Raw genomic sequence first — 9,165 nt, forward strand, 5'->3', positions numbered from 1 at the left:
TTCGGCGCCGTGCTATCAGCCCTGGGTTGTCCTGTCTGTCCTTGGGTAACGGCAGAAATTGCCCGGTGGGTCTTGGGGCTCGCCCCGCATTGAACCCGCTGCGCACCTGCCGCACCGATCGCGCCGGAAGCTTTCCGAACACAGCATGGGCTTCCGAAGGGAGAGGAGCGGGTTGGCCTTGTGCCCTCTCCTGACCTGTGGGCGGAGCATGTAACCTATATGGTTCGTTTTGTCAAGATATCTTCGCACCACTCTCAGTCGTCATCCAAGGCTTGACCCGGGATCCCGCTTTCTTGTTGCGAGGGTGTGCAGGAAGAAAAGCGGGACCCCGGGTCAAGCCCGGGGCGACGGTAGAGACTGGAAACTCCGGGGGGGCAGCGCGATCAGGGACACGAAATCAGGCCAGGGCGTTCGCCCACTCCGCCTCCTTGAAACCGACCAGCAAGCCGCCCCGATGCTCCACGATAGGGCGCTTGATGACGGAAGTGTTTTCGGCGAGCACGGCGGGGGCGTCGTCTCCGGCAAGGGTGGCCTTCTGGGCGTCGTCGAGCTTGCGGAATGTCGTGCCGGCCTTGTTCACCACCTTGTCGAGTCCGGCGGCGGCGATCCATCGGGCGATCCGGGCGGGGTCGGCACCCTGCTTCTTGTAGTCATGGAAGGTGTAGGCGATGCCCTGCTTGTCGAGCCAGACCCGCGCCTTCTTGACCGTGTCGCAGTTGGGGATGCCGTAGACGGTGATGCTCATGAGTCCTGCCTGTTGAAGCGGTGCACGCGCGTTGGCGTGCCCGCGAAAAGGGTATAGCTCTCGTAGTATTCGGTGCGGCCCCTTGCCTGCATTTCGGCGTGATGGGCAACGCGGCGCCATGCCAGTGCCGATGCCTCATCCTCCCATTCAGACAGGGCAATGACCTCGCCGTCGTCGGCAGTATAGCTCTTGAAGGCGAGGTAACCGGGCTGCCGGGCGGCGAGCTCTTCCATCGCCTGGGCATCGGCAGAGTAGGCGGCGGCATCGATATCGGCGCGCTTGCGGTTGCGGAAGACGACGAGGAACATGGGGCAAGCGATAGCGCGATGGCCCGCGCGCCGAAAGGTGGACTTTTCCGCGCATCTGCGACAAAGCGCCATCCCATGAGCCTGAACAGCTTCGGTCACCTCTTCCGTTTCACCACCTGGGGCGAAAGCCACGGGCCCGCGATTGGCGCGGTGGTCGACGGCTGCCCTCCCGGCCTTGCCATCAGCGAGGCACAGATCCAGCCGTTCCTCGACGCGCGCCGCCCCGGCCAGTCGCGCTTTACCACGCAGCGGCAGGAGCCGGACCAGGTGCGCATCCTCTCGGGCGTGTTCGAGGGCCCAGATGGTGTCAGACGCACGACGGGAACGCCGATCAGCCTGATGATCGAGAACGTGGACCAGCGTTCGAAGGACTATGGCGACGTGGCCAAGGCCTATCGCCCCGGTCACGCCGACTATGCCTATGATGCCAAGTACGGTTTCCGCGACTATCGCGGCGGCGGGCGCTCGTCGGCGCGCGAGACGGCTTCGCGCGTGGCCGCTGGCGCCGTGGCGCGTCTGGTCATCCCCGAAGTCCAGATCCTTGCCTGGGTCAGCGAAATCGGTGGCGACCGCATCGACATGGATCACTTCGATGCCGACGAGATCGGCCGCAACCCGTTCTTCTGCCCGGATTCGTGGGCGGCGGCGCGCTGGGAAAAGCGGGTCGACGAGGCGCGCAAATCGGGCTCGTCGCTGGGTGCGGTGGTGGAATGCGTGGCGACGGGGGTTCCGGCCGGCTGGGGCGCACCGCTCTATGCCAAGCTCGATGCCGAACTCGCCCATGCGATGATGGGCATCAATGCGGTCAAGGGCGTGGAGATCGGCGACGGCTTCGAAGCGGCGCGCAATACCGGCGAAGGCAACGCCGATCCGATGCGGCCGGGTTCCGGGGCGCCTGAATTCCTGGCGAACCACGCGGGCGGCATTGCCGGCGGCATTTCGACCGGGCAGCCGGTGACGGTGCGCGTGGCGTTCAAGCCGACGTCCTCAATCCTCACGCCGATGCCGACGATCACGCGAGAGGGTGAGGCGACCGAGCTGTTCACCAAGGGCCGCCATGACCCATGCGTGGGCATTCGCGGGGTTCCTGTGGTTGAGGCGATGATGGCGCTGGTGCTGGCGGACCAGAAGCTGCTGCACCGGGGGCAAGTCGGCTAAAAGCGGCTGCTGTTAAAAGATCGGCGGCGGTTGAGCCGCTGGTGAAAGGTCGTTAGTCTCCTCTGCAACAAAATTGCGGGAGCACGTTTCTTGGCCAAGCGCCTTACCCTCTACATCGTGATCGGCATGGTGCTCGGCATCCTCGTCGGTTACGTGCTCAACACCAGCTATCCCAAGGGCGACGAAACGCTGGCGCAGATCGCCGATACGCTGAAGCTGCTGCCTGACATCTTCCTGCACCTGATCAAGATGATCATCGCGCCCCTGATTCTGGCGACGCTGGTGACGGGCATCGCCGGGATGGGCGACAGCGCGGCGCTGGGCCGGATCGGCGGGCGGGCGCTGGCATGGTTCATCACCGCCAGCCTGATCTCGATCGGTCTCGGCCTCTTGCTGGTGAACCTTTTCAAGCCAGGGGTGGGGCTGGAATTCACGGCCGCCGGGCCAGTGGGCGATCTGGCGACGGCGGACTTCACCTTGCGCCACTTCGTGCTCGAGATTTTCCCGACCAGTGCCCTCGACGCGATGGCCAAGAACAACGTGCTGCAGATCCTCGTGTTCTCGCTGTTCGCGGGCGTGGCGCTGTCGGCCATCGGCGAGACCGGGGCGCCGATCGTGCGCGGCTGCGAGGCGCTGGCGCATCTCATGCTGCAGATCACCGACTATGTCATGCGCATGGCGCCGCTTGCCGTGTTCGGGGCGCTGGCTTCGGTGATCGCGACCAAGGGGCTCGGCATCGTCGTGACCTATGGCGTGTTCGTCTCGGAGTTCTACTTCGGGCTGCTGCTGCTGTGGATCATCCTGCTGACACTGGGCGGGATCTTCCTCAAGGGCCGCATCTTCCTTCTGGCGCGTTACATTCGCGAGCCGCTGCTGCTGGCGTTTTCGACCGCGAGTTCCGAATCAGCGCTGCCCAAGCTGTTCGAACAGCTAGACCGCTTCGGCGTGCCGCGCCGCATTTCAGGGTTCGTGCTGCCGCTGGGCTACAGCTTCAACCTCGACGGTTCGATGATGTACACCAGCTTTGCGACGATGTTCATCGCGCAGGCCTATGGCATCGAGCTTTCCATGGGGCAGCAGATCGCCATGCTGCTGACGCTGATGGTGACCTCGAAGGGCATTGCCGGGGTGCCGCGCGCGAGCCTTGTGGTGATTGCCGCCACGCTCACGCAATTCGGGCTGCCGCTCGAGGGCATTGCCCTGCTGCTCGGCGTCGATACCTTCCTGGACATGGGGCGCACCGCCACCAACGTCGTCGGCAATGCAGTGGCGACCTCGGTCATCACCAAGTGGGAAGGCATGTTGCAACCGCCGCTGGACCCCGATGCCGAGCCACCGCACGCACCTGCCCATACCGTGGCCGATGGTCGGGCAGGGCTTAACCTCGACCCGGTCAACTACGAGAAGTAGGCCCTATTTCTCCAGTTCGACCGGAGTGAATTCGCCCAGACCGCAGGCGCCCCGGTTGATCGGGCCGGGGCCGCCGTTGTTCACCAGCACCGTGATGATGTCGACATTGCAGAGCTGGGTGAGCGAGGTCGAGTAGGAGAAAGCGCGCTCGAACCCGAGGCTGAAGCAACGGTTGGGCAGGGTGTTGCGATACCACTGGCCGCCGCTGGTGCGGAAGTCGATGGTCCAGTCATCGCGGACCTGGCTTTCGCGGATGGTCTGGAGAGGCAGGCAATTGACCGGCTTGCCGACGACCTTTGCCTTGGGAATGTCGCTACGGTGGCCGTCATTGCCCTGTTTTGCATCGGCAGTGCAGCCGGCCACGGCCAGTGCCACCCCTGCGATCAGAAATGGAGTCACGCGCTTCATGCCTTGCTCTCCTTCCTTGCCTTCTGGCCTGCGGGAGCCTTTGCCTTCCTGGCCTGGGCGGGCCTGGCTCCTTTCTCCAGAACCTTGCCCTTGAAGCTGCAAAGATCAACCAGCCCGCAGTGCCAGCATTCGGGCGTCCGCGCCTTGCACACATAGCGTCCGTGCAGGATCAGCCAGTGGTGCGCGCCGACGCGAAACGGCTGGGGAACCTTCTTCTCCAGCCCTTTCTCAACGGCGAGTGGCGTCTTTCCCTTCGCAAGGCCGGTGCGATTGCCGACACGGAAGATATGCGTATCGACCGCAAAGGTTTCCGCGCCGAACGCGCAGTTCATCACGACGTTGGCGGTCTTGCGGCCAACGCCGGGGAGCTGCGTGAGGAGATCGCGGTCTGCCGGAACCTCGCCGCCGTGTTCGCGCACAAGGATTTCGGCCATGGCCATGACGTTCTTGGCCTTGGAATTGAACAGGCCGATGGTCTTGATGTGCTGCTTCAGGCCCTCCTCGCCAAGGTCGAGCATGTCCTGCGGCGTCTTGACGATGGCGAACAGCTTGCGCGTCGCCTTGTTCACGCCGACGTCGGTCGCCTGTGCCGAGAGCGTGACGGCCACCAGCAACTGGTAGACGTTGCCGTATTCCAGCTCTGTCTCGGGCGAGGGGTTGGCCTCGGCGAGGCGGCGGAAAAATTCGAAGATGTCCGCCGACTTCATGTCAGAGGCCCAACACCTCGGGCATGGTGTAGCGGCCCGGTGCCTTGCCGATGATCCACTCCGCCGCGCGGATCGCGCCCTTGGCGAAGATGCCGCGATTCTCGGCAAGGTGGGAGAAGGTCAGGCGTTCGTTATCGGCAAGGAAGTGGACCGAGTGGTCGCCTGCGACAGAGCCGCCGCGCAAGGCGGCAAAGCCGATCGTGCCGGCCTTGCGCGCGCCGGTGATGCCATCGCGGCCACGCACGGCTTCATCGGCCAGATGCACGCCGCGCCCCTTGGCTGCCGCTTCGCCGAGCAGCAGCGCGGTGCCCGAGGGCGCGTCGACCTTCATGCGGTGGTGGGTCTCGACGATCTCGATGTCCCAGTCCTCGCCGAGGCGGGAGGCAGCTTCGCGCACCAGGTGGCTGAGCAAGGTCACGCCCAGCGAGGTGTTCCCGGTCTGCAGCACGGGGATGCTTACCGCTGCCGAATCGATCAGCCAGTGGTGGCGCTCCTCGAGCCCGGTGGTGCCGATGACGATGGGCACGCCGGTGTGGATCGCGGCATCGAGATTGAATTCCAATGCGCCCGGAGCGGAGAAATCGACCAGCACGTCACTGGACTGGGCGAGGGCGAGCGGGTCGCCGCCCTTGTCTATCCCGCCGGCAAATTCGTGCCCGGCTGCTGCAACTGCTGCCTGCAGCGCATTGCCCATTCGTCCAGCGCTGCCGATGATTCCGATTCTGGTCATTGCCTATCCTTCACGTCGCGTGCTTCATGGTCGTGATGAGCACCCCACGCAATATCGTCATTCTTACCGGAGCCGGAATTTCTGCAGAGTCCGGTATCGATACCTTTCGCGGAGGCGGGGGGCTATGGGAGCAGCACCGGGTCGAGGACGTGGCGACGCCCGAGGCCTTCGCGCGTGACCCGAACCTGGTGCTGCGGTTCTATGACATGCGGCGCGAGGCGATCCAGACCAAGGAGCCCAACGCCGCCCATTACGCGCTGGCCCGGCTTGACCGGGAATGGGCGAAGCGGGCGGGTGGCGAAGTGCTGATCGTCACGCAGAACGTCGACGATCTGCACGAGCGGGGCGGTGCGCTGAACGTGCTGCACATGCATGGCGAGCACCTCAAGGCGTGGTGCACCTCTTGCGACCGGCGGCACCGCTGGACCGGGCCGCTGCTCCATCGGCCAGAGTGCCCGACTTGCGGCATGCAGGCGCTGCGTCCGGACGTGGTGTGGTTCGGGGAAGTGCCTTACCGGATGGACGAGATCTATCGGGCGGTTTCGGAAGCGGATCTGTTCGTATCGATCGGCACGTCTGGTGCAGTCTATCCGGCGGCGGGGCTGGTCCGCACCGCGCGGGACCTTGGCGTGCAGACGCTGGAGCTCAATCTCGAGCGTAGTCAGGGGTCGGCGTGGTTCCACGAAACCCGTCTTGGCGCCGCTACGGAGATCGTCCCGGCATGGGTTGAGGAACTTCTCTCAAGTTAAAGTGTTGCTGCAGCGAAAAGGGTGATCTCGCGCCTGTCAAAGTGCCGCGAATCATGTTACCTACATCAGTGTGAGCAACGTGATCCCCCATCTCGTCCCAATCGCCGTAAAGCCCGATGACATCGACTTCATGGGCCACGTCAACAACGCCTCATACCTCACGTGGGTGCAGGATGCGGTGATCGACCACTGGCGTGCGCTGGCCCCGGCCGAGGCGGTCGCCGCGCACCTGTGGGTCGCGCTGAAGCATGAGATCACCTATCGCCGCCCGACCTTTCTCGATGACCAGGTGATAGCCCACGTGATCCTCGAGAAAGTGCAGGGTGCGCGCGCGTTCTACGAGACGATCATCAAGCGCGGCGAAGAAGTCCTAGCCGAGGTCAAGTCGAGCTGGTGCTGCCTCGATGCCGAGACGCTCCGCCCGGCGCGGCTGGCGCGCGAACTGGTCGAGAAGTTCCTGCCTTCTGCGGCGGAGTGAACCTCGTAGCGCCTTCGTGCCAAGCCAGTGTCCTTCGACAAGCTCAGGACGAGCGGATTTTTTTGCAAATTCATCACCGCCGCTCATGCTGAGCCTGTCGAAGCATCGTGCGCCAGGCAGCCTTCGACAAGCTCCGGATGAGCGGGGGCAGGGCAGAGGCCTCAGCGCAGCTTGGCGATGGAAAGGCCGTCGTTCTTGGCGCGCTGCTTGACCGATTCCTCGCTGCGGGTGAGGGCCTTGGCGATGGCCTTGAGGGCCATGCCTTTCTTGGCGAGCGTGTGCAGCTTGCTGACTTCGTCGGCGGTCCAGGCCTGCTTGTGGCGTTCGAAGCGTTCGGCCATGGCTCAATCCTTCCGGGTCACGGTGGCGATGTAGTTGAGCGCGAGGTCGTCGGACAGGTGCAGGCCCTTCGACACGCTCCATGCGATGCCCATGGGATTGCCCATCTTGAGGCCCGCGTCCTCGAGCAGGTCGTGCAGTTCGACCGGCGTGATGAAATCGTCCCAGTGGTGCGTGCCCCGGGGCACCATGCCGATGGCCTCTGCGCCTTCAACCAGCAGCAGGCGCGAGCGCGTGGTGCGGTTGGGGGTGGAGAGGATCATCAGCCCGCCGGGGGCGAGCGCAGCCTCCAGTGCAGCAATGAAGGCGGCCTTGTCGGCCACGTGTTCGATCACTTCCATCGAGGTGACGAGGTCGTAGCCTGCAAGGCCGAGCTGGCCGACATCGCCGCAGCGGTAGTCGATGCCGAGCCCTGAACCTTCGGCATGGAGCCGGGCGGCGGCGATGTTCTCTTCGGCTGCGTCCACCCCGGTCACTTCCGCGCCGAGCCGGGCCAGCGGTTCGCACAGCAGGCCGGCGCCGCAACCGACATCGAGCGCCCTTTTGGCAGCCAGTGGCCTTGCTACGCGCGAATCGTTGCCGAAATGCGCGTCGATGGCGTCGCGAATGAAGGAGAGGCGCACCGGGTTGAGCTTGTGCAGCATGGCCGAGGAGCCCTTGGGGTTCCACCAGTCCGCCGCCAGCTTGCCGAAGTGGGCGGCTTCAGATTCTCTGATGGTCGCTGGGCGAATGGTATTCGCAGAGGTTGCATTGCTCATAAGCCGTCCCTAAAGCGCCCGCGCTGCAAGGTCCACCGACCTTGCGGGCAAGATTCTTACGCGCAAGACTTCAGGAGCAAGCCCTTGGCCCGCATCGTGATGAAATTCGGCGGCACGTCGATGGCCGGAACCGAGCGCATCCGCCGCGTGGCGCGCATCGTGCAGCGCCAGCAGGCCGCGGGGCACGAGGTTGCGGTGGTCGTCTCGGCCATGGCGGGAGAAACCGACCGCCTCGTCAACTTCTGCCGCGAGGCAAACCCGCTTTACGATCCGGCCGAATACGACGTGGTCGTGGCCAGCGGCGAGCAGGTGACGTCTGGCCTTCTGGCGATGCACCTGCAGGCGCTGGGCTGCAAGGCGCGTTCATGGCTCGGCTGGCAGTTGCCGATCCACACCGACGATGCCCATTCCAAGGCGCGCATCGAAGGCATCGATTCGGAAGCGGTGCTGGCCTCGATGGCCTCGGGCGAGATTGCCGTGATCCCCGGCTTCCAGGGCGTGTCTGACAAGGGTCGCGTGACCACGCTGGGCCGTGGCGGTTCGGATACCTCTGCGGTGGCCGTGGCGGCGGCAGTCAAGGCCGATCGCTGCGACATCTACACCGACGTCGACGGGGTCTATACCACCGACCCGCGCATCGTCGCCAAGGCGCGCAAGCTGAAGAACGTCACCTACGAGGAAATGCTCGAACTGGCCTCGGTCGGCTCGAAGGTGCTGCAGACCCGTTCGGTCAGCCTTGCCATGAAGGAAGGCGTGCGCGTGCAGGTGCTGTCCTCGTTCATCGATGACGATGCGCCCGCCGCCGATACGATTCCGGGAACGATGATTGTCTCTGACGAAGAGCTTGAAGGATTGGATATGGAACGCCAGCTGATCACCGGCATCGCTGCCGACAAGAACGAAGCCAAGATCACCCTGACGCGCATTTCCGACCGTCCGGGCGCGGTTGCCGCGATCTTCGGCCCGCTGGCCGCCGCCAACATCAACGTCGACATGATCATCCAGAACATCGCCAAGGACAAGGGCGAGACCGACGTTACCTTCACGGTCCCGCTGGCTGACCTCGCCCGTGCCCAGGCGCTGCTGGAAGAGCGCAAGGACACGATCGGCTATTACCGCATGCTGGCCAACAGCAAGGTCGCCAAGATCAGCGTCGTCGGTGTCGGCATGCGCAGCCACGCAGGCGTTGCCGCAACGATGTTCCGCGCGCTGGCCGATCGTGGCATCAACATCCAGGCGATCACCACCAGCGAGATCAAGGTCTCGGTGCTGATCGACGAGGACGAGACCGAACTCGCCGTGCGCGTGCTGCACACCGCCTACGAGATGGACGGCGAGTAAGCTTCGGCTGGCGCCGAATGCCCACCCCCAGCCC

General features: G+C 64.5%; 12 protein-coding genes. 5 read left to right on the plus strand and 7 right to left on the minus strand.

The features are described from left to right. Positions 1 to 397 precede the first annotated feature (397 nt). Positions 398 to 745, minus strand: coding sequence for an arsenate reductase (locus tag AX703_RS20200; protein WP_062346704.1), 348 nt, complete (start codon positions 743 to 745; stop codon positions 398 to 400). After that, the gene (locus AX703_RS20205; protein WP_062346706.1) at positions 742 to 1,053 is read right to left on the minus strand and encodes an antibiotic biosynthesis monooxygenase; all 312 of its coding nucleotides are present in this window, start codon (positions 1,051 to 1,053) and stop codon (positions 742 to 744) included. The genes AX703_RS20200 and AX703_RS20205 overlap by 4 nt, the downstream gene beginning before the upstream one ends. A gap of 75 nt (positions 1,054 to 1,128) precedes the next feature. On the opposite strand from AX703_RS20205, the gene aroC reads away from it, so the two are divergent. Then, a complete protein-coding gene (aroC, locus tag AX703_RS20210) occupies positions 1,129 to 2,211 on the plus strand; it encodes a chorismate synthase (RefSeq protein ID WP_062346708.1) in 1,083 nt (360 codons plus the stop codon). Positions 2,212 to 2,301: 90 nt separating this feature from the next. Continuing rightward, on the plus strand, positions 2,302 to 3,621 hold the full coding sequence (locus tag AX703_RS20215) for a dicarboxylate/amino acid:cation symporter (protein ID WP_082734705.1): 1,320 nt from the start codon (positions 2,302 to 2,304) through the stop codon (positions 3,619 to 3,621). 3 nt (positions 3,622 to 3,624) lie between these two features. Here AX703_RS20215 and AX703_RS20220 read toward each other — a convergent pair whose 3' ends face one another. Genes AX703_RS20220 through dapB form a run of 3 tightly spaced genes read right to left on the minus strand, consistent with a single transcriptional unit; the run spans position 3,625 to position 5,466 of the window. Next, complete coding sequence (locus AX703_RS20220; protein ID WP_062346710.1) at positions 3,625 to 4,029, minus strand: hypothetical protein; 405 nt, start codon at positions 4,027 to 4,029, stop codon at positions 3,625 to 3,627. Continuing rightward, entirely contained in the window at positions 4,026 to 4,736 is a 711-nt protein-coding gene (gene nth / locus AX703_RS20225; protein WP_062346712.1) for an endonuclease III, read from the minus strand. The genes AX703_RS20220 and nth overlap by 4 nt, the downstream gene beginning before the upstream one ends. 1 nt (position 4,737) lies before the next feature. Next, positions 4,738 to 5,466, minus strand: a complete 729-nt coding sequence (gene dapB, locus AX703_RS20230) for a 4-hydroxy-tetrahydrodipicolinate reductase (protein ID WP_039333406.1) — start codon at positions 5,464 to 5,466, stop codon at positions 4,738 to 4,740. A 35-nt stretch (positions 5,467 to 5,501) separates the two neighbouring features. On the opposite strand from dapB, the gene AX703_RS20235 reads away from it, so the two are divergent. Together AX703_RS20235 and AX703_RS20240 are read left to right on the plus strand one after the other, a co-directional pair. Continuing rightward, positions 5,502 to 6,215 carry an NAD-dependent deacylase gene (locus AX703_RS20235; protein ID WP_039333689.1) on the plus strand — a complete coding sequence of 238 codons (714 nt, stop codon included), beginning with the start codon at positions 5,502 to 5,504 and terminating at the stop codon, positions 6,213 to 6,215. A 70-nt stretch (positions 6,216 to 6,285) separates the two neighbouring features. Beyond that, positions 6,286 to 6,693, plus strand: coding sequence for a thioesterase family protein (locus AX703_RS20240; protein ID WP_062346714.1), 408 nt, complete (start codon positions 6,286 to 6,288; stop codon positions 6,691 to 6,693). 161 nt (positions 6,694 to 6,854) lie between these two features. Here the strand turns inward: AX703_RS20240 and AX703_RS20245 are convergent, their stop codons facing one another. Then, entirely contained in the window at positions 6,855 to 7,034 is a 180-nt protein-coding gene (locus AX703_RS20245; protein ID WP_062346716.1) for a hypothetical protein, read from the minus strand. A 3-nt stretch (positions 7,035 to 7,037) separates the two neighbouring features. Continuing rightward, entirely contained in the window at positions 7,038 to 7,790 is a 753-nt protein-coding gene (gene ubiG / locus AX703_RS20250) for a bifunctional 2-polyprenyl-6-hydroxyphenol methylase/3-demethylubiquinol 3-O-methyltransferase UbiG (protein WP_062346718.1), read from the minus strand. 99 nt (positions 7,791 to 7,889) lie between these two features. On the opposite strand from ubiG, the gene AX703_RS20255 reads away from it, so the two are divergent. Then, positions 7,890 to 9,131 carry an aspartate kinase gene (locus AX703_RS20255; RefSeq protein ID WP_174544600.1) on the plus strand — a complete coding sequence of 414 codons (1,242 nt, stop codon included), beginning with the start codon at positions 7,890 to 7,892 and terminating at the stop codon, positions 9,129 to 9,131. The last annotated feature ends 34 nt before the right edge of the window (positions 9,132 to 9,165 follow it).

The sequence above is a fragment of the Novosphingobium sp. CCH12-A3 genome, from assembly GCF_001556015.1.
Lineage (GTDB): Bacteria > Pseudomonadota > Alphaproteobacteria > Sphingomonadales > Sphingomonadaceae > Novosphingobium > Novosphingobium subterraneum.

Bases quoted from the DNA above. Each gene is read 5' to 3' on its own strand.
- dapB (WP_039333406.1), bottom strand. From the start codon at position 5,466: ATGACCAGAATCGGAATCATCGGCAGCGCTGGACGAATGGGCAATGCG.
- AX703_RS20235 (WP_039333689.1), top strand. From the start codon at position 5,502: ATGAGCACCCCACGCAATATCGTCATTCTTACCGGAGCCGGAATTTCT.
- AX703_RS20255 (WP_174544600.1), top strand. From the start codon at position 7,890: ATGAAATTCGGCGGCACGTCGATGGCCGGAACCGAGCGCATCCGCCGC.
- ubiG (WP_062346718.1), bottom strand. From the start codon at position 7,790: ATGAGCAATGCAACCTCTGCGAATACCATTCGCCCAGCGACCATCAGA.
- aroC (WP_062346708.1), top strand. From the start codon at position 1,129: ATGAGCCTGAACAGCTTCGGTCACCTCTTCCGTTTCACCACCTGGGGC.
- AX703_RS20220 (WP_062346710.1), bottom strand. From the start codon at position 4,029: ATGAAGCGCGTGACTCCATTTCTGATCGCAGGGGTGGCACTGGCCGTG.
- AX703_RS20200 (WP_062346704.1), bottom strand. From the start codon at position 745: ATGAGCATCACCGTCTACGGCATCCCCAACTGCGACACGGTCAAGAAG.
- nth (WP_062346712.1), bottom strand. From the start codon at position 4,736: ATGAAGTCGGCGGACATCTTCGAATTTTTCCGCCGCCTCGCCGAGGCC.
- AX703_RS20205 (WP_062346706.1), bottom strand. From the start codon at position 1,053: ATGTTCCTCGTCGTCTTCCGCAACCGCAAGCGCGCCGATATCGATGCC.
- AX703_RS20245 (WP_062346716.1), bottom strand. From the start codon at position 7,034: ATGGCCGAACGCTTCGAACGCCACAAGCAGGCCTGGACCGCCGACGAA.